This window comes from Bacillus sp. AF23 (genome assembly GCF_020861455.1).
GTDB lineage: Bacteria > Bacillota > Bacilli > Bacillales > Bacillaceae > Bacillus > Bacillus halotolerans.
In genome coordinates, this window is record NZ_JAJHVY010000030.1 from 88,702 (window position 1) to 112,252 (window position 23,551).

A 23,551-nucleotide genomic window follows, 5' to 3' on the forward strand; every position below is an offset into this window, starting at 1 on the left:
ATCATGATCCCCTTTTCCAAGCTGCGATTACGCTTCATACGTTTCATCGCTTTCCGCTGTTTTTTCTGCTATCAAGCGAATGACAAGCGGCAGAGCCGCTGCAATCAACGTAATGATCAGCAGAACCGATATTCCCATTGTAAACAAATGCCCTGTTCCGTACTGGATGTCGATGTATACCTTAGACACCGGATCTTCAAATGTGAAGTTCGGCATAATTAAATCAATAAGCGGCGCAACATAGAATAAAATCATTGCCGCTGAAGCAACCCATCCAGGAATTGATCCGAATCGGAATGCCGCCCGGATAAAGGCAGAGCTTGCGACCAGCAATAAAATCGTAAATACAGACCACTTAATCGTCTGATCGTCCGGCAGTGAATAAATATTCAAACCGAACAAGCTGATCATCAAGCCGACAAGGATATTCAGAATTCCGAAAAGCGCTCCTTTGACGAGCAGCGGCGCATTCTGATAATACGAGCTGAAATATCCGATTAACAGACTGCTGATCAAAATAATAACCAGGATGACAACCGGCGGCACCGTCTGAATTTTTTCTTCCGGAACCTGACCGCTGATTTTGAGCGGATTTGCCAAGTAATCATATACATAGCCGTTGTTTTGGCCATCTACTAATGTATTGCCCAGAATGCCGTATACGTCACTGCGTACAAGCTTCGTGGAAGCAACATTTTTACCCCAGTTGTTGTTTAATGTGTCAGCTTTCGTCTGCACATCATTTACGCTTTGCTGCATGTTGGTTGTGTAATCAATAATGCCTGACTGGCGTTCAGATAATGAACCCATCACGTCTGACATTTGCAGCACTTCCTGGCCGACCGTATCTTGCACGCTCAGTGCCATTGTGCCTGACAGGCCATCATTATTGAACGTTGCAGATTCCTGCGCCGCGCCGGTTACAAGCTGTTCTGAAGCTTTTGACGCACTCTCAGAGATTTTCGTCAGTTCGTCGAGAACACCGGCTTGAGAATCACGGATATAGCTGCCGTAGTTGTCTGCAAACTCGGTCATGCCGTTGATGAAATTGTCGATGTCTTCATCGGTTTGCATCGTGTTGTTTTTGAGATCTTCCCAGCTTGCTGATTCTTCCGGTTTGATGGCTAGGACTGATTTGACGTTGCCCTGCTGGCCGTCAATGGCATTGGTTTTTGCAGTGCTGTCAACCGTTCCGGATAATACAGAGTCATACACAGATAAATATTTATAGTATCTCATTAAAGCGGAGATGCTTTCTGTATTGATTTCTCCTGGAAATTGAAGCTGATCTTTATTTTCAAGCTCGCGAATCGCACTGTAAATCCCTTCAAACTCCCGCTTCCGTTTCGCTTCGAGATTTTCAAGTTTACCTTCGAGCTTTTTCACTTTGTCTTTCAGGTCATCAATTTCATCATTCAGACCATCCATTTGCTCTTTTAGTTCCTCTAACTTCTTTTTCAGTTCTTCATTATGGGCAGTTTCTTTTTCTTTGAGCTCTTCTTCAATTTGCTTGATTCGCTCAGACGCCTTGCTGAGCTGTTCTTTCGCTTTTGCGATATCAGAAATGTCGTCATTTCCTGGTTGATCTTCATTTCCGGGCTCTGTTGTGTCTCCGTCGCTTCCGGTTCCGTCTTCATTTGCCAGCTGGATAAATTGAAGGGCAGAGTCAGATGAAGCAGTCTGTTCGGCAGATGTGCCCGTTTCGGTTTGTCCGCTGTCCGACTCACCATGGGAGGCATCTCCGTTCTGCTCCTGACCGTCTGTTCCCTGCTGCTGGTCTTGATTCTGATTATTGCCGTCCGTTTGTCCGTCTTTCCCGGTATCACTGCTGTTATCATTGTTTCCGGTGTCTCCCTGTGTATCATCAGGATTTGGGCTGCTTCCATCATCAGGATGATCCGGGTTTTCAGGGGACGGGTTCTCTGGCGCCGGCTCCTCTTTTTCAGGCTCCTTCAAATTGTCTGAAATGTCCTGAATGTCAGCGGCAATGCTTTTCAATTCTTCACGCTGTTTTTCAAGATCGATTTTCAGTTCTTCAGGGTTTTCTTCGTTCGGGTCTTTATCTTCATCATCTGAACCATCATCTCCATCAGGCTGCGGGTCACCTTTCGCAACAGTGAGCGCCTCGCGCGCTTCAACAAGCAGTCCGTATACTTGGTTTAATGCAGCCTGTCTTGATGCGGCCTGATACTGATCGATTAAATTGCTTTGTATATTTGCCATGCCAAGTTCCTGCTGGGGCACTTGGCCTTCCCTGATTTGCTGGGCGCCTGCCAGAACTGTGCTGGTTTGTCCAAGCTGTGTTTTCACTTGGCTGATTCCTGTTGACAGGCCGCTCATCTGCTCGCTGAACTGATTGGCCTTTTGCTGTGCTGAAATGGCATCCAATCCTGTCTGGATTTGCTGCTGAGTTGAATCCTGAGCTGCCAATAGCAGCTTTTTTTGATTTTCTTGATATTCTTTGTATCGTTCCACTGTATCAACGAAGTCCTTCAGCGTGTTTTTTGCTTCCTCCGCTGTCGAAGCTTTTTCTTTTGTCGTGCCTTGGGCTTCATTCATTGATTTCTTCAGCTCATCGATTAGGTCTTTCTGGCGTTTGATCTCACCTGCCAAATCGTTAGAGCTTGGTTTGTAGAAATTGTACATGACATTTTGGAATTCAGATTCTTTATTGACGATCTTGTCAAACTCTCCTCTGATATTGTCCACTTTTTGTGAGACAAAGTTCCAATATAAGGCCGACATTTTTTTGTTCATTGTTTTCTGGGCATCTTCAAGCTCACGCTGCACTTTTTCTTTGTTGACCGCATTCAGGTTATCTTGAATGCTGAACTCAAGCGTGGCTTTTTGAGGACGCTCTTTGTCATAGCTCAAAATGTTTTTTGAGAAATCTGAGGGAATGTAGACGATCGCATCGTATTTTTTCGATTTCAGGCCTGTTTCGGCTGCACTTCGGTTCACGACCGTCCAAGAATAATCAGGACGTTCCCCCAGAACGGCAGCTACTTCCTTACCGAACTGGGCGGATTGATCATCTTCATCGCCCGCTTTCACCTCATCACTCAATACGCCTGTGTCTTCATTCACCACTGCGATTTGCCGCGTGGAATTGGCTGCTTTTTTCGCCGGATCTTCCCCGATGAACCGGAAAAACAAAACCGGCAGCAGCAAAATAATGATGACGGCTGATATTAACTTGATCAAGTTTTTTCGTTGTTCTGTCATCTAGCACTCTCCCTTTCAGCAGAACATAAAGGAATTTGAACTTTTTGCTCCTTCCCGTTTTCCACAACATATCCGAAGCCCGGCTGAATCTCCGGCTCCTGTCTTTGGTACGGAAGAGGAATGACATTTTGTTCAGATTTTTTCATCAGCAGGATAGCGTGTCTGATTTGCTTCATCTCAGTCGTCAGGGAATCATAGCCTTTGGAGAACTCACTGTGATTGCCTGCCGGAATAAAGCTGAAGCCAAGATGCGCGTAAGATTTCATAAAGTTCGCCAAGCGGTCTTGAATTCTCGTATCGATCGTCTGCTGGAATCTCGTAATTCCGTCAATCATCAGAACCACTTGAGAGAATCGCAGGCTTTGTGCGTCTCCCTGGCGAACGGCTTCTACATACATTGCTTCTCTTGTTTTAAAAATGTCTTCTGCTGTTTCAATCCACTGCTCAATATCATCTTTTGTTTCCATGTATGCGACATCTGTTTCTTTTGCATATTTGGATAAACCGCGGTCGATCGAGTCAAACAAACCGATCATTTCCGTTTCATCATCAAGCAGATGCTCAAGCATCACTTTTAAGACGTTTGTTTTTCCTCGCTGTGTCTGCCCTAATATCAGACAATGCTTGTGCTTAGCCAAGTCAAAGTACACCGGGCTGACGGTTTCTTCATGAAGCCCGATCGGGACAGATAAAGGCTTGCGTTCCAGCTTGAAGCGGAGAGAAAACTCTCTCGTCGACAGGCTTTCCGGCAGCATCGGAATCGGAGCCGGCTGCTGAAGTGAAGCATAGCGATCCTGAAGAACCTGCACTTCTGCTTTCAGCTCGTTGAACATGCCGATATCATCCTCTGCTTCAACAGGCAGGAACATTTGGGCGAAATAAAGCTCTTCTTTTTGAATGATCACGCGCCCCGGGATCGGCTCAAGGCTGAACTTCGGCCGTCCGTAAATGGAATATCCCTCAGATTGATCCATCAGATAATGGACAACCTTTGTTTTCAGGTTGTTCAAGAGCGACTGGCGGACAGCATTTACGCGCGTTGCCGTCAGCATAAAGTAAATCCCCAAGCTTTGTCCGTCTCTGGAAAGCTGGACAAATTCCGATTCAAGCTCATGCATCTCATCCTTGACGATATCAAAGTTGTCGATTGTGATGAAAATGAATGGAAGCTCTTCTTCGCTCAGCGCATTGTACATTTTGATATGGCTGATTTCTTTTTCACGGAACAGACGTTTTCGGCGGTCGATTTCCTCTTTGATCCGGATCATGAACTTTTCAATTTTTCTCGACTGATCCATCAGGAAGTAATCCGCCGTGTGCGGCAGCTTCGCTAATGGCAGGAGCGTTCCGTTCCCGAAATCAAAGATATAGACATGAAGCTCTTCAGGCGTGTAGACGTCTGCAAAACTCATCAGGAATGTTGCCGCTGCAATCGATTTTCCATAGCCTGAGGAGCCGAAAATGCCGATATTTCCGTCTTCCATCATTTTATAAGCAATCGGCGCCTGTCTTTGCAGATCAGGTTCATCAACATAAGCAAAGTGGAAATGGTCCTTTTCTTCTGATGGGAAAAGAGTGCGCGGGATACGTTCCGCAAGCGGCGGCAGCCAAGGGCTCGGCAGCTTCTCGATTCCCATTTCCTCTTGAATGCGTTCGATTTCGTCAACCACTGCTTCGATTTCTGACTGAACCTCTTTTTTCGCCATTTCTTCCGTGTCGACCTCAGAAAGCGGGATCAGGCCGGTATCCGTGACAATCGCGATTTCATCCTCTGTTCCGTAAACTTCCTCTAAGTAAGGGGCCCCGCTCCAGGCGGATTGGAACAGCTCGTACACTTCATTGTTTCCGACCTGCAAATAACCGCGTCCGGTAACCGTGATGTTCGCGGCATCGCTGTTTTTCAAAATCTCTTTACTATCGGTGGCATCCTGAACTTTAAGCGCTACTTTAAAGCGCGAGTTACTCCAGATTTGGTCGTCGATGATACCGCCCGGCTTCTGTGTCGCCAAAATCAAATGTACGCCAAGGCTTCGGCCGATACGTGCGGCACTGACAAGCTCTCTGATAAAATCAGGCTCTTCGCTTTTCAGCTCTGCAAATTCATCTGAAATTAAGAATAAGTGCGGCATTGCTACTTCTGCTTTCCCCTGCTTGTACAGCTTTGTATAGTCATTGATGTGATTGACTTGATATTGATCAAACAGACGCTGCCTTTTTTTCAGCTCGCTTTTAATCGAAGCGAGCGCGCGCATACTGAAGTTTTGGCTGCCTTCAATATTGGTGATCGTGCCAAGCAGGTGGGGAATATTGCGGAACGGCTGCGCCATTCCTCCGCCTTTATAGTCAATTAATAAGAAAGCCGCTTCATGCGGGTGAAAATGCACCGCAAGTGACAAGATGTAGGTCTGGAGAAATTCACTTTTCCCCGAACCTGTCGTCCCCGCAAGCAAACCGTGCGGACCGTGGGCTTTTTCGTGAAGGTTCAGATGCACAATGTCATCCTTCCCTTTATAGCCGATCGGCACCGACAGCGACTTTGACGATTCACTCGTCAGCCACCTTTGCTGGATTCCGATTTCTTTTACTTCCTTCGCATGGAAAAGCTCCAGGAACGAGACCATTTCCGGAATGGAGTTCGTAATGCCCACCTGGTGATTCAGCGTGCGAAGCGTGCGTGAAAACCGTTCGTTGTCCTCGCGCTGATGATGATCGAGCCGGAACGGAATTCTTACTGCTTTTTTCTTTTGTATTAAAATGTCGCCTTCATTTTCGTTGATATAGCGGACAAGGGTCGTAATGTTTTCTGATAAACTTTCCTTTGTTTCCGCGGCGACAATTGTAGAGATGCCCAGCTGCTCATGCTGCCCTTCTAAATATTCAAGAATGACGTGCTCTGAAATCAGCTGCTGATTCGTTATGACAAATACAAAATGCGGTTTAAACTGCAGTTTTTCTTTGTCCTCTTCGAGATCGCGCTCTCTGATCAATTCATAAAGTGAGGACAGGAGCTGGTCACGCGTTTGTTCATTATAAATAAAGCCTTTCGCATAAATATGGGGCATTTGAAATTGCGGAAGCCACTTCATCCACTCCCAGTCTTTATACTCCTCTTCATGAAAAATAAAGACGAAGCGCAAATCGTGATAGCTGTTGAAAAACGAAAGCTGGCCGATCAGCTGGTGAATCTCATTCTTAACAATCTGCGATTTCCCGACAAGGCCCATCGGCCCCTCCGCCAAATCGACCGTAACCGGCGCATTGCGAATGTCCTTATAGACACGCTGCATGTGCTGCGATTTCTCCATAAGGTCATCAATATCACGGTTCGCCAAGTCTCCGCCGCTCATATTGATTTCATAGCTTGCAGGAACTGTTCCGGTCCCGAGCCGAACCTGAAGATAATCCTTGCTTTCGAGCGATTTTTCCCAAATTCGGTCACTGATTTCACTTGTTAAGTACTTCATTTGTTCAAAGGAAGGAAAATGAAAGTCAAGAACCTGCTTTTGCTTTTCAGCAAGCGCCTGAAGCTCTTTTCTCTTATTATCTAAGTAAAGCTTATACACGCGCTCCCGCTTTTCCTCGCGTTTTTTCCGCTGGTTTTTATCCCGGAAATATTGAACGGTCGAGGTAATAAGGGTCATCATAAACATTGCCAGTGATACGAGTATAAATATGCCTCGCGGCTGGATGATCGCGACAACCCCCATCACGATCAGCATCACAAGCGGAGGCAGGATGACGAGCCATAGCCCTCTATTGGTTTGATCGCTCTCCTGAGAGGGGAAACTGAAGGACACACGGTCATCTGGCAAATCGTACACCATTCGCGGCGTTCTTCTGTACTGCGGATATTTCTTCTGCATTTCTGTGCTTGGTTTGACCGTTTTGGTTAACACTGTTTCAAGCGGTGTGTAATGAACAATTTCTAAGAGGTCTTGTTCAGTTACTCTCATTTGCGTAAAGTTCCAGAATATTTCATCCCCCGGCTTGAGCGGTGCAGCACCTAGTACCTTCTCTCCATTCAAGAACACATTCCCGCTTTTTGGGAGAATCGACCATTTCTCGCCGATATGCAGTAATGAAAATGTGCTTTGCTCCGCAAAAGCACAATCATTCGGGTTCAGATAGATATCTGCATCTGTCTTTTCTGAGGAACATGTCATTTCGTCTCTGTTTCCTGTAAAATAAACGGATTTTTCAGGCTTGCCGGCAATTAAAAACAGACGTATCTCCTGCTGATCCGTTTGAAGAGAAAATGATGTATCAGTTTCAAGACTGCCCAGGCAATCATTTCCCAGGAAAACATCGTACTGGCCGCCGGATTCCTTTCTTTGAAGAGAAATTACTCCGTTCTCAAACGGAATGGTGCCGATCGTTATGGAATCCTTCACCTCAGGCCCTATGGTCACCGGCTGGGACGCCGGGAGATCAGACAGTTTTAGTTTTTGGACGTTTTGCTGATAGAAAACCCATAATAGACTCAAATGGCGAACCCCCTAACGGCCGAAATACGGCGTGCGATGACCTGAACTTCATGTTTCACTTTATTTGTCATCTTTTTTCTCATCTTTCTTTTCTTTCTCTTTTTTCTCTTGTTCTTCTTTTTTCGCTTTTTCCTCGGCTGCGGCTTTTTCTTCTGCCGCTTTCTCTTCAGCTTGCTGCTTTTCTTTATCTGATTGTTCTTCAGCGGCTTGGCTGGCTGTATCAGTTTCTGCCGAGTCTGTTATCGCTTCTTCTTTTTGTTCTTTCATTTGTTTGGTAATTTGGTCGATCTCGCTTTGTACCGTATCCAATTCTTTTTGCTTTTCATCATCTTTCATACTGTCATCTGCTAATATCTCAGCCTTATATCGAATCAGCCCCAGCCCGATGTACGGGTTATACTCCAGCTTTCTTCCGATACTAACGGCTTCTTTATTCTCGCCTCTCCCTATGTCTATCCAATAAAGAAAGTGCTGTGGATCTGATTGCAGCGTGACCAGATTATTTTCAATTTGTTTCTTTTGAGTGTCGCCTAATTTTTCAACCTCAACATAAGACATTGCAAGCTGATACTGCACTGATTCAGGCAGGCTTTCCGCATCATATTTAGCCAGCGTGTTGATGACCCCGCTGTACTGCTTGTTCAAGAAAGAGCGGTTGCTTTCCACAATCGCCTGATGCTTCGGCTGCGCGAAAAATAAAGCGTACATCGAATAAATCAGAGCCGGCACAAGCAACACAATGAGTCCCAGGCCGATATATCTTTGGATGTTCCATTTCTTTTTCGGGATATGTATGTATGTTTTTGCTTTGGCTTCGAGCTCATCGATATGTGTCTGAATCAGCTCGAGCAGTTCATCATAGGACTTCGCGTCCAATATCGCTTTTGCCTCCGGAGAGAATGTCAGCGTCTCATTGAATTTCAAATAGTCCTCAAATGCAAAAGCGCCGTCGACTGCCAAAGCCGCTGCGGCTTTCAGCTCCTGCCAGACTCTTTCCTCATCATGCTCGTAAGGCGGAATGCTTTCTTTTACGCCGTAATGAAGAAAATATGGGGTCAGTCCTTTATCGAATACAATGTTTTCCGGGGCCACAATCAAATGCAGCCTTGATAACTTGTGCTGCTGTACAGCCTGAACAAGCTGATAGACAAACTGCCATTTGCTTTTTTTATCTTTAGCTTTTATCAAGCGAAATTCTTTATAGGAGGGAGGAGGTTGGATTGTGATGATCACTTCGTCTTCCGTCACATCGATCTCTTTATGAAAAGATGGATTTACATCCTTGATGACGTTCGCTTCGAGACCGTCCAGAAGCTTTATTTTTTCCCGTTGAAAGGTAAATGTATAACCGTCTTCCGTTTTCTGAGAAGCAGCTTCTAATTGGTTTTCTAAATATGATGTTTGTTCACCTGACATTCAACCAGATCCTTTCATAATATTTCAAGCCGGTCTCCGCTTGTAATGCCGCAATCAGATAGCTTGCATTCTCCGGAAAACACCGTATCCTTATTGACCACTCTGATCCAGTGCCCTTCGCGCGGAGGTATGGAAACGCTTTGGGCCTGCCAAGCGATGTCAATGACTTTTTTCACCGGGTGGTAATCTGACAATCTGAGATCAAAGACACTTCCGTTATAATGTTTCAAATCTATCGTAATATCAATATACATGTTCATTCACCCTTACATAGAAAGAGCGCCGTCTTCTGGTGAATCAGGCGCTCCTTCCCTTTCATACTGTTATCCGCGGATTTGATTTGCGATGTCTTGGTCAGTAGACTCAAGAGTATTTGCTGTTTGATCAAGCTGCTGGTTTACATCTTGAAGCAAATCTGACATTTTGATAAATGAAGGTTTGAGCTGCTCGTATTGATCTGCGAACGCTTCGCTAGAAGCACCTTCCCACATGCTTTTTAAATCAGAGATCATTCGGTTTAAACGATCAACCTGATTTAATACTTCTTGGCTTTCAACGCCATATTGCTTCGCCATCGCTCTTAGCTCTTCGGGTGTGACACGAATTAATCCTGCCATATTCCTCATTACCTCCTGTGCCATCAGCCTAAATATGGGCTAATTCACTTATTTTTAGAACGTAATTATTATAAAAACAGTTTTTCGGTACAGTCAAACAAATATGTTTTAATTTTACAAAATGAGTCCAATGGTTTACCTCTCACCTCTTAAAAATTACATATTTTGTTAAACAAATAGGTTTATTTTCTCAATCCACTCCGCCTTCTTCAAATAATCCAAAAGGCCCAAACGATTCTCTAACTCCCAAAAAAAACCTTTCAGAAAATTTGATGCTACAGCACCATCTCTGAAAGGTTCAGTTTTTCAGAAATATTCATCAGCCTGTTCCCCGCCAAGACAGAACATGTATCTCATTATATTTAAAAAGTGTTTTTTGACTTTGTTCACTTCTATTATACTGTCATTCTTTGTTGTTGATTTTCACAAACAAGAACAATCATAATAAAAGCAAGACGATTTGATGTCAAAGAGAGCAAAGAATAAAAGGATGGAAAAGTAGGGATAATGATGACCATGCCAAAGGATCCGTTTAAATACAGTTTTGACAGACTGGAAGATGTGGCTGATCATATCAGTGAAGTGCTGCAATGTCCGATCACCATTGAAGATGTGAACCACAAACTGCTAGCCTACAGCACCCACAGCGATTGTACTGATCCTGCACGGACGTCTACGATCATTGGCAGAAGAGTGCCGGAGAAGGTTATTAATAAATTGTGGAAAGACGGGACGATTCCCGCACTGCTAAAAACGGACCAGCCGATCAGAGTGAAGGAAATTGACGAAGTCGGACTAAGCAACCGCGTCGCGATTTCGATTTGGAAGAACAACCAGGTGCTGGGTTTTATTTGGGCGCTTGAAATTCAAAAAACACTGTCGGATGATGATCTGCTGACATTAAAAATGGCGGCTAATGCAGTCAGAAACAAGCTGCTTAAGCTCCAAATCCGAAAAACGAAAAATGAGGAGCGCAGCCAAGAATTTTTCTGGAAAATGCTGACCGGACACATCTATCAAGAACAGGACATGACGGATGGGTTTAACAAGCTTGGAATGGTCGTTCCCTCTGAATTTTCCGTGATGATCATCCGGGTAAACGGCGAGCTGACCGAAAAAACAGAACAGCAGCTTCATTATCTGCAGGAAACGACCCAGCAAGTTCATGCTCTGCTGACAACCGTTGATTCCAATGAACTTATCATTTTAACCGCGCCAAAAACGGATCGTCCTTTTCAAGATTTAAAACAGTTCGCTTTCAGCACGCAAAGGCAGCTGAGGGAACGTTATAAAATAGAGGATGCTTCTATTGCAATTGGCGGAATATACAACTCCATTTCGTTTGTCTGCCGTTCATACCAGGAAGCATTGTCCGTATTAAAAGCAAAAGAACGATTTGCTGAAGAAACCAAGCATCTTTTCAGTTTTTCAGAATTAGGCATTTATCAATACTTGGACGTGTTAGATGAGAAACGGAAGAAAACGGGATATTTCAACTACTCCCTTTCAAAACTCGAGCAGTACGACCGGGATCACCAGTCCAATATGGTCGAAACGCTCGAACGTTTTATTGAAGCCGACAGCAATGTGAATACCGCTTCTAAGGTCTTGAATATTCACGTTAATACATTGAATTACCGGCTGAAGCGAATCAGCCAGATCGCTGAGATCGATTTAAAAAATGTGAATCAAAAGTTTACTATATATTTGGATATCAAACTTCGAAACAAGGGTTTGTGAAATTTCACAAACCCTTGTTTTTTTATTTTCTTTTTCAAACAAAGAATTTTCCAAAAAATCAAGCTACACTAAACATATCACATATACGGGGGGAAATAGATATGATCATAGGGGTTCCTAAAGAGATAAAAAACAATGAAAACCGTGTCGCATTGACGCCTGGGGGCGTTTCACAGCTCGTTTCAAACGGTCACCGCGTGCTGGTTGAATCAGGCGCAGGCCTTGGAAGCGGCTTTGAAAATGAAGCTTATGAGTCAGCAGGAGCGGAAATCATTGCTGATCCGAAACAGGTCTGGGACGCTGAAATGGTCATGAAGGTCAAAGAACCGCTTCCGGAAGAATATGCATACTTCCGGAAAGGGCTTGTGCTGTTTACTTACCTCCACTTAGCGGCTGAACCGGAGCTTGCACAGGCACTGAAGGATAAAGGCGTCACAGCGATCGCGTATGAAACGGTAAGTGAGGGACGGACATTGCCTCTGCTTACACCGATGTCCGAGGTGGCAGGCAGAATGGCAGCGCAAATCGGAGCGCAGTTCCTAGAGAAACCGAAAGGCGGAAAAGGAATCCTCCTTGCCGGAGTGCCTGGCGTTGCCCGCGGAAAGGTAACCATTATCGGAGGAGGCGCGGTCGGAACCAACGCGGCGAAAATGGCTGTCGGCCTGGGTGCGGATGTGACAATCATCGACTTAAACGCGGATCGCCTGCGTCAGCTTGATGATATATTCGGCCATCAAATTAAAACGTTAATTTCTAACCCGGTCAATATCGCCGACTCGGTAGCCGAAGCGGACCTTCTCATTTGCGCCGTGTTAATCCCTGGTGCTAAAGCTCCAACGCTTGTCACAGAGGAAATGGTGAAACAAATGAAGCCTGGTTCAGTGATTGTGGACGTTGCAATTGACCAAGGCGGCATCGTCGAAACTGTCGATCACATTACGACACACGATCAGCCGACATATGAAAAACACGGCGTCGTTCACTATGCAGTTGCGAACATGCCGGGCGCTGTGCCTCGCACATCAACAATTGCGTTAACGAACGTCACGGTTCCATACGCGCTGCAAATCGCAAACAAAGGGGTAGCAAAAGCACTCGCAGACAATGCGGCACTAAGAGCGGGATTAAACACAGCAAACGGCCACGTGACCTATGAGGCGGTTGCCAAAGATTTAGGATACGAATACGTCCCTGCCGAAAAAGCCTTACAGGATGAATCATCTGTGGCGGGCGCTTAATTCATATTGAGCTTGCAGAAAAATTTCTGCAGGCTTTTTTTATCTTTGAAAAAGGAAAATGGAAATGATGTCTCGAATTAAAACGAAGAACTTGATCATAAAGGAGGATTCATATGGCTGTTCAGCAATATGGCGTGTTAAAAGGCGTTGTCTTAGATATGAAGCGGGAAACAGATGATGACAGTCCTCATTTCCAAGTGAAGATGCTCGGTGAAGAGAATACGTATTACAGGTGCGCCATCAATGTCATGTCCAGTTCCGAGGAATCAGAAGTATTGTATTTAGCTGATGATCAGTTTGATTCGAGCTCAATTACCATTCTTCCGAACATGCCGTATGGATATACGAAGATCAATGACGAAAACCGTGAAATAGCCCTGGATTATGTGCGGGGCAATCTTTTTGATTCACGGGAAATGAAGCCTTTGCCTCATGAAATCACGGGGCCTGATAATGATTTAAATGACTTTATTGAAACGTATATGAAGAAAGCGAAAGAAGAGAAAGCGCCGGTTTATATATTTGGATCAAAATTTGGACCTGAACAGGCGGCAGATAAAATATTCGGCTTTACCCCGACAAACGGTATGCACAATATCCACATGAATCAAGGCAATGCGCTGGATACCCGCTGGAAAAAAGACAACGGCTCTTGGCACGACGGAGGTATTCTGATTCAATTTGCCGATCAGTGGGCGGCTGTGTTTTTGGCGTTCTTATCCCAGTCATGGTGTACGGATGAAAACGGGAACCCTGTCAGAGATTGCGATCATACCCAAACGTCTGCGTAAGATAGAAAAAGAGACTGCCTGCCGCAGTCTCTTTTTTTTACCGTCAATGCATTTAGACATTTTCGACAGGCTTTAGGCTGTTCGGCCTCATATCGCTCCAATGCGATTGGATGTAGTCCAGACAAGCCTCACGCCCTTTTTGTTCATGAACGACTGTCCAGCCGCTCGGCACATCGATAAAGCCGGGCCATAAGGAATATTGGCCCTCTTCATTGATGAGAACAAGGTATATGCCATCCGCATTTTCAAAAGGATTTGCCATTGCTTTTCCTCCTTTATTGATTCATTTCTTCCAATTTAGCCGACAGAACCCGGCCGATAACTGCGAGCGGTTCCGGCTGACAGAGATCTTTATGGCGGCAGTCAATGTCGATTTGTTCAATTTGTCCGTCAATATAAGGCTTCCACGAATCAGGTTCAATTGGGTCAAACCATTCAGGAATGATGGTTGATCTGAAAAACAGAACATTTCCACGGAAGGTTTTCGGTGCATATGAGCCTAAAATGCCGACAGAATTGACGTACGTATTCTTTAGATTCAAAATGACCGATTCGTCCAGACTGGCAAGTGCGCTTCCATCTCGCCGCAGAATCTCAATGGCTGTTTCAAAATCAAGCGGTTTGTCTCCTAAGCTGTCTGGGTCGTACCCGCCTAACGCGAGAAGGGCAATAAGCGCTTCCTCATCATCCGGTGCCTCTTTTATAGGAAGGAAGTGGTTTGGGTAGGCGTCCAGCATCACCAATAGAGAAACGTCTTCCCCTTGCTTTTGCAGCTGTGTTGCCATTGCTTGAACGACATTTCCGCCTAAGGACCAGCCAAGCAAATGGTACGGCCCTTTCGGCTGGATCGTCCGAATCTGTTCTATATAGTCGGCAGCCATGTCATCGAGTGTTTTCGGAAGCGCCTCCTGCTGTCCAATTCCCCGTGCTTGCAGTCCATAGATGGGATAGTCCGTTCCTAAAGATGTCATCAGCCCTGCATAACACCAGCTAAGTCCGCCCGCCGGATGTACGCAAAACAACGGAAGTCGGTCCCCGCTTGTTCGGAGCGGCAGCAAAACATCAAGTGCGCTTTGGCTTGATCCCATCTCCAGTCTTTCGGCAAGCCCTGCCACAGTCGGCGCTTCAAATAGATTGCCGATGCTGAGTTCAACCCCGAGCGCTTCACGTATGCGGCTCATCAGCTGAACTGCGAGCAGGGAATGTCCGCCCAAATCGAAGAAACGGTCATCAATACCGACACGCGGCAAATGAAGCACTTCCATAAACAAGTCACAAAGGATTTCTTCTTGCGGGGTTCTCGGCCCGCGACCTGTCACCGCAGCAGCAAAATCTGGAGCAGGCAGCGCTTTACGGTCAAGCTTTCCATTCGGCGTCAGCGGCAATTCTTTCATCGTCACAAAGGCTGAAGGCACCATGTAATCTGGCAGTCTCTCAGCAGCATACCTGCGCAGTTCCGCCGTATCAAACGTTTCTTCCGAGGAAGGTATGACATAAGCTGCCAAACGTTTATCTCCCGGCTGGTCCTCACGAACGATCACTGCCGCATCTTCCAGCTGTGAATGCTGAACAAGCGCAGCTTCAATTTCTCCCAGTTCAATCCGGAAGCCCCGAATTTTCACTTGATGATCGGCACGGCCGACATAATCGAGAGAACCGTCAGCACGCCTGCGGGCTACATCTCCCGTGCGGTACATCCGTGTGCCCGGAGGCCCGAACGGGTCAGCGATGAAGCGTTCCGCCGTTAAACCGGGCCGTCCTAAATAGCCTCGGGCCAATCCGGCTCCTGACACATACAGTTCTCCAGCCACACCCGGCGGAACCGGCTGTAAACGCTCATCAAGCACATACACCCCAAGATCGGGAATTCCGCAGCCGATCAGGCTGTTTGCTCGTAAAGCTGCAATATTCCGGTCCAATTCGATATAGCTGACGTGCACGGTTGTTTCAGTAATACCATACATATTGATCAGTTTCGGCGCCTGTTCAGGGTGGCGATGATACCAATCCTCTAAACGGCTGAGTTCAAGCGCTTCTCCGCCAAAAACAACATATCGAAGGCTGAGCGCCTGTCCGAGATCAGGCTGCTCCCTTTCCGCCTGCATAAACTGATAGAACGCTGATGGTGTCTGGTTCAAAACGGTCACACCCTCTTTTACCAGCAGACGCAGAAACGCTTCCGGAGATCTGCTGATGTCATGAGGCACGATAACAAGGCGGCCGCCGTGCAGCAAAGGTCCCCAAATCTCCCAAACAGAAAAGTCAAACGCGTAGGAATGGAACATTGTCCACACATCGTCTGAACCGAAATGGAACCAGTGATCGGTCGCTCCAAATAACCTCGTCACATTTTGGTGAGGAATCATGACGCCTTTTGGAACGCCTGTTGAACCGGATGTATAAATAACATAAGCCGTGCTGAAAGGTGACAGCGGGCGAATCCTGTCCGTATTATCCGGATTCAAAGGACTGTATGTTTTTAGTTTTTCGCGTAATTCCGGATTATCCAGCACAATGTTCTGCACATTTTCTGCAGGCGGGATTTGATTTTCCGCCTGTGAGCTCGTGATGATAAACGCAGGCCGCGCATCGCTCAGCATAAAAGCGATTCGGTCAGCCGGATAGTCCGGATCAAGCGGCAAGTATGCAGCTCCCGCTTTTAGTACCGCTAACAGGCTAACAGTCATATCCAATGAGCGAGGCAAAGCTAATGCCACAAATTGCTCCGGTCCGACGCCTTTGCTGATCAGCAGCCTGGCAAGCCGGTTCGCCCTTTCATTCAGCTCCATATAGCTCATCGCTTTATCTTCATAAACGACAGCAATGGAATCAGGGCTCAGCGCAGCTTGCTTCTCAAACAGCTCCGGAAGACACGCTTGCGGAATCTTTTCAGATACACTTTGCCAATCCGTTACCGTGATGCTGCGTTCCTCTGGTGCCAGAATATCCAGTCTTCCGATTTTCTGATCAGGATCAGCCTCGGCAGCCTCAAGCAGCCGCAGAAGGCGCTCAGCAAGAGCTTGAACAGTTTCCCGTTTAAATAGATCGGTGCTGTACTCAAGCAGCCCTTCCAGTCCATTTGGTGTCCCGTCATCAAGACGGCTTTCACTGATTTCTAATGTTAAATCAAATTTGGCAGATCCTACGCTGTGAATGTGCAGGCTGCTTTCTGTACCAGGCAGGCTCAGCTCTGCGTCAGGTGTGTTCTGGAACGCGAGCATGACTTGGAATAATGGATGCGTGGCCCGGGAGCGAGCAGGATTGAGCACCTCTACAAGTCTTTCAAACGGCAGATCCTGATTTTCATAGGCTGCCAGATTCACTTCCCGCACTCTGTCAAGAAGCTCACGGAAACTCGGATCACCAGAGGTGTCTGTTCTGAGCACCAATGTATTGATAAACAGTCCCACAAGATCACTAAGCGCATCGTCATTCCGCCCCGCAATCGGGCTTCCAATTGGAATATCAGTTCCAGCTCCGAGCCTTGTCAGCAAGGCGGCAAGTCCTGATTGAAGCACCATAAACAGACTTACTCTATTGGCACGGGCCAGCTCCAGCAATCGGCTGTGAAGCTCTGAGCCTATATGGAAATGGATTGTATCCCCTTGATGACTCGGCTCAGCAGGTCGTGAATAATCGGCTGGCAGCTCGAGCTGATCGGGCAGATCTTTCAGTCTATCTTTCCAGAAAGCAAGCTGACCGGCAATCAAACTGTCTGGATCATGCTCGCTTCCTAGCAGACTTTGCTGCCAGAGCGCATAATCCGCATACTGCACAGCAAGCGGTGTCCATTCGGGAGCTCTCCCGTGACAGCGCGCGGTATAAGCAGCAGCCAGATCACGAGTCAGAGGAGTCAATGACCATCCGTCTCCGACAATATGGTGCACGAGCAGCAGCAGCACGTACTCGTCGGGACCGATAACAAAAAGCTCGGCCCGGAAAGCAGGCTCAGCTGCAAGGTCAAAGCTGTAGCGAGCAGCATCGGCAAGCCTCTCAGAAAGCTCCTCTTTCTTCATTTCTGTAACATATAAATCAGGACGGGCTTGATCGGCGTCCAAAATGCGCTGATAAGATGTCCCCTGTGATTCAGGGAAAGTGGTCCGAAGGCTTTCATGGCGGCTGATGAGATCATATAGGGCCGCTTGCAGCGCTTCTTGGTTCAGTTCACCTGAAAGACGGACGGCAACCGGGATATTATATGTAGGACTTGGCCCTTCCAGACAATGGAGGAACCATAGCCGGCGCTGTGCAAAAGAAAGCGGAATGTTCTCGGGACGTTCAGCTTTTTGCAAAGCGGGACGGACACTCTGCGCCTGATCAAGATGTGCAGCAAGTCCGGCAACTGTCGGTTCGTCAAAGAGCTTGGCGATGCCCAGCTCGGCTCCCATCGTCTCACGAATCCGGCTCATCAAACGGGCAGCAAGGAGAGAATGGCCGCCCAGCTCGAAGAAACTGTCATCGATGCCTATACGTGCAAGACCTAGAACCTCCGCAAACAGATCACACAGTATCTCTTCTTGAGGCGTTCGCGGTCCCCGATCAGTGACAGACGCCCCAAAATCAGGTGCCGGCAATGCTTTCCGGTCAAGCTTGCCGTTAGGTGTTAATGGCAGTTCATCGATCTCCACAAATGCCGCTGGCACCATATAATCAGGCAGACTGGCACCGACATAACGGCGAAGCTCAGCAATATCTAGAGCTGAAGAAACGACCAGATACGCCACCAATCGTTTATCTCCCGGCTGGTCCTCTCGAACGACAACCGCAGCCTGTTTCGTTTGCGGATGTTTAGCAAGCACGGCATCAATTTCTCCAAGCTCAATGCGGAAACCGCGAATCTTGATTTGATGATCGGCCCGCCCGATGTAATCCAGAGACCCATCCGCACGCCAGCGGGCCTGATCTCCGGTTCGGTACATTCGTGTGCCCGGGGGTCCGTACGGGTCAGCAACAAAGCGCTCCGCCGTTAAATCAGGGCGCCCTAAATATCCGCGGGCCAACCCGGTTCCCGCAATATAGAGCTCTCCAACAATGCCTGGCGGAACGGGCTGCAAACTATTATCGAGCACATATACCTGCGTATTCCAAATCGGCTTTCCGATCGGAGGCACACCCTGTACTCCTTTTTCGAGAAAAGCTGCCGCAGACCAAATGGTTGTTTCAGTAGGACCGTATAAATTAGTCACTGGACAATCAAGCGCCTGCAAGGCCTCCAAAAGCCCGCTCGGAAGCGCCTCTCCCCCGACAAGCACCCTGAGCTCCCGAAGTTTCTCAGGCTCGTTTGTGACCAACGCATGCCACAGGGTCGGCGTTGCCTGCATAATCGTTATATCAAAATATTCAATCATTTTAGCTAATGCCTGCGGCTCACGAGTTGTTTCTTTTTGAGCAACAACAATACTCGCTCCGCTGATAAGCGGGAGGAATAATTCTAAAGCAGAAATATCAAAAGCGACAGTCGTCACAGCCAGCAGCCTGTCTTGTTCATTGAGAGAAAATGTCTCCTGCATAGACAGCAGAAAATTACTTAAACTTTTCAGCGTGACAACAACACCCTTTGGCCTCCCTGTTGATCCTGATGTATAAATAATATACGCCGGATGAGCAAGAGATACATGTACATTTGGATTGTCGGCAGAATAACGCTTCACAATCTCTTTTGTCACAGGCAGATCCAGCACAAGCTGCGGTGCCCTTAGATCGTCAGGCAGAGTGTCTGCAATTTCCTCAGTCGTTATAATGCATGATGGCTTTGCATCCTTCAGCATGTATGAAACTCTGTCGGCAGGAAACTCCGGATCAAGCGGAAGATAAGCAGCACCAGTCTTTAGTACGGCGAGCATTGCAACTATCATTTCGGAAGACCGCGGCAGGGCCAAGGCGACAAACTGCTCCGGGCCAAGCCCTTTTTCTATCAAAAGATGCGCGAGGCGGTTTGCTTGTTCATTCAGCTCTTGATAGCTTAATTGACTGTGATCGCAAATCAGGGCGATACGTTCAGGGGAACGGTCAGCCTGTTCCTGAAACATATCCGGAAGGCTGAACAGCCGCTCGGATTTTGCTGTCTCATTCCATTCGCTTATGACCCGTGCTTTTTCTGCAGGCAAAAGAAATTCCATTTGCCCAATCAGCATGTCCTCACCGGCTGACGCCGTTTGTAAAAGCTGTAAGATCCGCTGCTGATGGACCTTTATTTCTGACTCACTGTATACTTCAGGATTGGCGTCCACATCAATTCGCAGCCCGCTTCCGTCTGTTCTGTCATAGACATTTATCGACAAATCATCAACAGGACCGGCTGACAGATTGTGCGTCGTCCCCCGGGCTCCGGCAAAGTCGAGACCGTAATCAAAAGGCATAAGATTAATTTGCGGGCCAAATAATCTATGATTTTCTCCTATTAGTTTCAGGTCCCGCCGCAGTTCCTCATGGCGGTATTTATGATGCTGCCGGATACTGCGGATTTCCCGGGAAATTTGCAGCACAAGCTCAGAAAAGCTCATCGAAGGACTCACAGACAGCCTCAGCGGGAGAAGATTCATCACCATAGCCGGAACATTCAAGGATGCCGATCCCATCCGTCCCATCATAGGCAGTCCGAGCACAACATCCTCAGAGCCGGTCATACGGTGCACATAAGCAGCTGATGCCGCAATCACGACTTCATGCCAGCTTCCGGCGTAATAGCGCGCCGCCTCTTTCAGCGCGTTTACATCTGATGGCGGCAAATAAGCAATCTGGCGCAGAAAGCTTTTTGAGGTTCTCGGCGCACGTTCTGCTAAACTGACAACTTCAGGCCTGTCCGCAAAACGATTCAGCCAGAATTGCCGATCCTCTTCATATGTTTCAGACGAGCGGTACGCTGCGTCCTCCTCCAAAATATCCTGCAAAGAGCCGAAGGAACGATCATCAGCGGACCGCCCTCCTGCAAGTGCAGTATAAGCATGTGCAACCCGCTGGGCGATCAGAGAAAACCCAAAGCCGTCGATCGCAATATGGTGAATGCGCTGATACCAAAAGAAACGCTGAGGCCCGGCTTTAAACAAAGCTTCGCGGAACAATGGGTCATGCTGTAAATCGACCGGCTTTGCCAAATCAGCTTTCATCCAGTGTAAAGCTGTCTTTTCCGGATCAGGCTCAGAGCTGACGTCAATGACTTGGAGCTGTACATCCGGTGATGGATTTATCATCTGCCAAGGCCCGTCCATATCTTCACCAAAGCGGACATGAAGTGATTCCGCTTCTTTTATCACGTGCCGTAAAGCTTCTTCAAAATGAGAAATGTTGATTGGGCCGTTGATTTCTATATATTCGGCTGTATTGTAGATTGGATTGTCCGGATCAAGCTGCTGAGCAAACCAAATACCGGTTTGCGCTCCGGTTAAAGAGTATTGAAGATCTTTTGTATCAGGCATCCGTTTTTTTACCTCCTTTTATAAATAGTCCGTGTTTGGCAGCACTCTCTCAATGCGGATTGAAAGCAATTTCTGCCATTCTTCTATTGTCGGCCGTTCAGCCAGTTCGACGAATGTCACCTCGGCTCCTTCACGGCGCCATTGTTCAACTAATGTCATGATCCTTACAGAATCAAGTCCCCTATTCAGTAAGTCTTCATTATCTGCAATATCATCAGGCGATTCTTGAAGAAGCTCAGCAATTTGTGTTCGGATACTCTCGCAGGTAAATACATGTTTTTCAGCTTTTTCTGATGGCTTTTGAGCCGCAGAAGGCGTATGTTTCAGCTGATCAAGCAAGCTGTCGGTCATCAGCGTAAACGCGCAGCGCCCAGCCGCATAATCAAGCGCCATTTTATGCTTGTCCCGAGAAAAGTCCGCAACTGCATCAGCAACAAAAAATGCTTCGATATCCTCCATAAACGCTTCACATGCTGTAACGAGACAGCCAATATGAGCATAAATCCCGGAGATGATCAGCTGATCGCGCCCCTGTTCACGCATGATCTCAAGCAGATTCGTTCTCTTAAATGCGCTGTATCTCCATTTTGTCAATACGAGATCATCGTCTTCCGGTGCAAGCTCGGCCACAATTTTTTCCTCGTAAGGACCGCTGCTTAATCCAGGTCCCCAAAAATCAGTCAGCAATGCACGGTCCTCCGGATTTTGACTGCCTGGCTGCGCTGTGTAGACAACAGGTATCCCGAGCTGAACACATTGATCCTTCAGCTTGCGTATATTTGCTGAAAGCTCTGTTACCGGAGACGCTCCTGCTGTAAACGCGTCGACAAAATAGTTCTGCATATCGTGTATTAAGAAGACTGCCCGATTTGGATCAGGCACCCATGATACTTTGTTTGTTGGCATATCAGACGCTGTCGGCATTTGATACGGCTGAATGGCAGGAATAGCCATTTGAACACTCCCTTTCAAATCGTTTCTATTTTTTCGAACCTGCAAGAAGTTTTTCGGCGATCGCTTCGCGAAGCGCCTTTTTGCTTACCTTTCCTACCCCTGTCTGCGGGAAGGACTCAACAAATTCGATCCGGTCTGGAATTTTATATGCTGCAAGCCCGCGTTCTCTTAGAAAAGCTTTGAGCTCTGCGGCTTTCGGCGCTTGATCCCGGGGAATAATGAAAACACATGATCTTTCACCAAGAAATTGGTCAGGCATTGAGACCATTGCCGCATCATGCACAGCCGGATGCGCCAGAAGATGATTTTCAACCTCTTCAGCCGCCACTTTTTCTCCGCCGCGGTTGATTTGATCCTTTGCCCGTCCTTCCACGACAACATAACCGTCGGGTGTCAGTCTCACTAGATCGCCAGTGCGGTAAAAACCGTCCTCGGTAAACGAAGCCGCATTGTGCTCATCAGCCTTATAGTATCCCCGGATCGTATACGGTCCCCGTGTCAGCAGGTGCCCCGTTTCACCAAGTTTCACGTCACGGTTCTGATCATCCCACACACGTATTTCATCATAAGAAGACATCGGCTTACCTTGGGTATTAACAATTACTTCCTCTGGGTCATCAAGCCTTGTATAATTAACGAGCCCTTCCGCCATTCCGAAGACCTGCTGCAAGGTGCAGCCGAATACAGATTTCACTTTGCGCGCGGCTTCAGCGCTGAATTTCGCGCCGCCTACCTGCAGCACTTGAAGGCTTGATAAATCGGCATCTCGTGAGGCAGCAGCGTCCATCCATACCATTGCAAGCGGCGGGACAAGAGCTGTTATTGTCACCTGTTCCCGTTCAATCAAAGGGAACGAGTCATCCGGACTCGGAGAAGGAGATAAAACCACTTTTCCTCCAGCGTATAATACGCCTAGCACCCCGGGTGAGCTCAGCGGGTAATTGTGCGCCATCGGCAATGCGGCCAAGTACACAGTGCTGTGATCAAGCCAGCAAACCTCCGCACTCATCCGCAGGCTGTATATATAATCATCGTGGGTTCGCGGTATCAGTTTCGATAAGCCGGTGCTTCCGCCAGAAAGCTGGAGAAACGCCACATCCGAAGATTTTACTTCAGGCAGCTCGCCAGGTTCTGTATGCAATGCCTCAAGCGGCTGGAATTCCTCCGCCTCACCTGCGACAATGATGTGTTTCAAGGACGGCAGCTTGCTGTGAACCTGTCTGGCAAGTGTGCGGTAGTCAAATCCCGAATGAGAATCGGGGATGATATAAGCCTCCGCTTCAGCAAACTCGCAAAAATATGTAATCTCACTGCTTCGATGAGAGGGCAGTGCAAAGACCGGGAGCGCTCCCAGCCGAAAAAGCGCAAAGATGACTTCGAAAAACTCCGCGATATTCGGCAGCTGCACCACTACACGATCCATTTGTTTAATACCGAGCTTCTGCAATCCGGCTGCCAGACGGTCAGCCCTTGTGTCAAGCTCTTGATAGCTCCAATGGGTGTCCCCGCATGTAATCGCGATACGATCGCCATGTTTGGCAGCCCTGTCTCTTAACATGTCTCCAAAAGTCTCACCGGCCCAGCAGCCGTTCTCCCGGTACTTTTCCGCAAACTCCTTGGGCCAAGGCGTAAATCCATTCAGCATGCTGTTTCCCTCCTGCATTTATTTCT

At 47.4% G+C, this 23,551-nt stretch carries 12 protein-coding genes; 3 read left to right on the forward strand and 9 right to left on the reverse strand.

Features of this window, described 5'->3' with window-relative positions:
• Positions 1-27: 27 nt before the first annotated feature.
• The 5 genes from esaA to LNN34_RS16295 form a co-directional block, all read right to left on the reverse strand.
• Positions 28-3,225 (reverse strand): type VII secretion protein EsaA, encoded by a 3,198-nt coding sequence (gene esaA, locus LNN34_RS16275; protein ID WP_229043815.1) that lies wholly within the window; start codon positions 3,223-3,225, stop codon positions 28-30.
• Positions 3,222-7,709 (reverse strand): type VII secretion protein EssC, encoded by a 4,488-nt coding sequence (essC, locus tag LNN34_RS16280; RefSeq protein WP_229043817.1) that lies wholly within the window; start codon positions 7,707-7,709, stop codon positions 3,222-3,224. Before essC ends, esaA begins: the two co-directional genes overlap by 4 nt.
• Before the next feature lie 60 nt (positions 7,710-7,769).
• Positions 7,770-9,125 carry a type VII secretion protein EssB gene (essB, locus tag LNN34_RS16285; RefSeq protein WP_044158962.1) on the reverse strand — a complete coding sequence of 452 codons (1,356 nt, stop codon included), beginning with the start codon at positions 9,123-9,125 and terminating at the stop codon, positions 7,770-7,772.
• A gap of 14 nt (positions 9,126-9,139) precedes the next feature.
• On the reverse strand, positions 9,140-9,379 hold the full coding sequence (yukD, locus tag LNN34_RS16290; RefSeq protein WP_010331710.1) for an ESX secretion system protein YukD: 240 nt from the start codon (positions 9,377-9,379) through the stop codon (positions 9,140-9,142).
• 69 nt (positions 9,380-9,448) lie between these two features.
• Complete coding sequence (locus LNN34_RS16295; protein ID WP_003220661.1) at positions 9,449-9,742, reverse strand: WXG100 family type VII secretion target; 294 nt, start codon at positions 9,740-9,742, stop codon at positions 9,449-9,451.
• Between the two features lie 516 nt (positions 9,743-10,258).
• Here LNN34_RS16295 and LNN34_RS16300 point away from each other — a divergent pair.
• From LNN34_RS16300 to LNN34_RS16310, 3 genes are all read left to right on the forward strand, one after another.
• A complete protein-coding gene (locus LNN34_RS16300; RefSeq protein WP_069487013.1) occupies positions 10,259-11,482 on the forward strand; it encodes a PucR family transcriptional regulator in 1,224 nt (407 codons plus the stop codon).
• A gap of 101 nt (positions 11,483-11,583) precedes the next feature.
• The gene (ald, locus tag LNN34_RS16305; protein ID WP_229043819.1) at positions 11,584-12,720 is read left to right on the forward strand and encodes an alanine dehydrogenase; all 1,137 of its coding nucleotides are present in this window, start codon (positions 11,584-11,586) and stop codon (positions 12,718-12,720) included.
• 113 nt (positions 12,721-12,833) lie between these two features.
• Complete coding sequence (locus LNN34_RS16310) at positions 12,834-13,511, forward strand: YukJ family protein (RefSeq protein WP_044158966.1); 678 nt, start codon at positions 12,834-12,836, stop codon at positions 13,509-13,511.
• 52 nt (positions 13,512-13,563) lie between these two features.
• On the opposite strand, the gene LNN34_RS16315 is transcribed toward LNN34_RS16310, so the two are convergent.
• From LNN34_RS16315 to LNN34_RS16330, 4 genes are read right to left on the reverse strand one after another with little or no spacing between them, the layout of a single operon-like run.
• On the reverse strand, positions 13,564-13,773 hold the full coding sequence (locus LNN34_RS16315) for an MbtH family protein (RefSeq protein ID WP_044158967.1): 210 nt from the start codon (positions 13,771-13,773) through the stop codon (positions 13,564-13,566).
• A gap of 13 nt (positions 13,774-13,786) precedes the next feature.
• Positions 13,787-20,926: a non-ribosomal peptide synthetase gene (locus LNN34_RS16320; RefSeq protein WP_229043821.1), complete on the reverse strand. Its 7,140-nt coding sequence runs from the start codon at positions 20,924-20,926 to the stop codon at positions 13,787-13,789.
• An 18-nt stretch (positions 20,927-20,944) separates the two neighbouring features.
• Positions 20,945-21,880 (reverse strand): isochorismatase, encoded by a 936-nt coding sequence (locus LNN34_RS16325; RefSeq protein WP_101864125.1) that lies wholly within the window; start codon positions 21,878-21,880, stop codon positions 20,945-20,947.
• Between the two features lie 25 nt (positions 21,881-21,905).
• Positions 21,906-23,525, reverse strand: coding sequence for a (2,3-dihydroxybenzoyl)adenylate synthase (locus tag LNN34_RS16330; RefSeq protein WP_069486974.1), 1,620 nt, complete (start codon positions 23,523-23,525; stop codon positions 21,906-21,908).
• Positions 23,526-23,551 lie beyond the last annotated feature (26 nt).

Excerpts from the sequence above, each read along its gene's own strand:
- esaA (WP_229043815.1), bottom strand. The coding sequence starts at position 3,225 with ATGACAGAACAACGAAAAAACTTGATCAAGTTAATATCAGCCGTCATC.
- essB (WP_044158962.1), bottom strand. The coding sequence starts at position 9,125 with ATGTCAGGTGAACAAACATCATATTTAGAAAACCAATTAGAAGCTGCT.
- yukD (WP_010331710.1), bottom strand. The coding sequence starts at position 9,379 with ATGTATATTGATATTACGATAGATTTGAAACATTATAACGGAAGTGTC.
- LNN34_RS16295 (WP_003220661.1), bottom strand. The coding sequence starts at position 9,742 with ATGGCAGGATTAATTCGTGTCACACCCGAAGAGCTAAGAGCGATGGCG.
- LNN34_RS16300 (WP_069487013.1), top strand. The coding sequence starts at position 10,259 with ATGCCAAAGGATCCGTTTAAATACAGTTTTGACAGACTGGAAGATGTG.
- ald (WP_229043819.1), top strand. The coding sequence starts at position 11,584 with ATGATCATAGGGGTTCCTAAAGAGATAAAAAACAATGAAAACCGTGTC.
- LNN34_RS16310 (WP_044158966.1), top strand. The coding sequence starts at position 12,834 with ATGGCTGTTCAGCAATATGGCGTGTTAAAAGGCGTTGTCTTAGATATG.
- LNN34_RS16315 (WP_044158967.1), bottom strand. The coding sequence starts at position 13,773 with ATGGCAAATCCTTTTGAAAATGCGGATGGCATATACCTTGTTCTCATC.
- LNN34_RS16320 (WP_229043821.1), bottom strand. The coding sequence starts at position 20,926 with ATGCCTGATACAAAAGATCTTCAATACTCTTTAACCGGAGCGCAAACC.
- LNN34_RS16325 (WP_101864125.1), bottom strand. The coding sequence starts at position 21,880 with ATGGCTATTCCTGCCATTCAGCCGTATCAAATGCCGACAGCGTCTGAT.
- LNN34_RS16330 (WP_069486974.1), bottom strand. The coding sequence starts at position 23,525 with ATGCTGAATGGATTTACGCCTTGGCCCAAGGAGTTTGCGGAAAAGTAC.